This window comes from Psychrobacter sp. TB55-MNA-CIBAN-0194, from assembly GCF_040309505.1.
Lineage (GTDB): Bacteria > Pseudomonadota > Gammaproteobacteria > Pseudomonadales > Moraxellaceae > Psychrobacter > Psychrobacter fozii.
Genome location: NZ_JBEOOW010000417.1, coordinates 1 through 263, shown reverse-complemented (window position 1 = coordinate 263; position 263 = coordinate 1). Strand labels below are relative to the sequence as shown.

General features: G+C 35.0%; 1 protein-coding gene. It reads right to left on the bottom strand.

Going from position 1 to position 263, the window contains the following annotated elements:
- A partial coding sequence (locus AAEY75_RS15705; protein ID WP_352260115.1) for a DnaA N-terminal domain-containing protein occupies positions 1-213 on the bottom strand: 213 nt, incomplete at its 3' end.
- Positions 214-263 lie beyond the last annotated feature (50 nt).

Sequence of the window (263 nt, the reverse complement as noted above, 5' to 3'; positions counted from 1 at the left end):
TCCCTGACTATGCTTAGCAACCAGCTGCTGAATATCCTCTAAGTGGTTCTTTTTGATGTAAGTTACAAAGTAATCATTAGGTGCAAGAATGATTAAAGTGTTGTTTTCTTGATGAGCTGACAATGGTCTTAACCACATGGTAAACACGTTATCTTTGACATGATAACGTAAGTCGTTTAGGCATTTATCCCAAATATTTGCTGTATCTATCATGAATATCAGTAGCCCTATCGTTCAAAGTATTAGCATTTTTTATGGTAAGA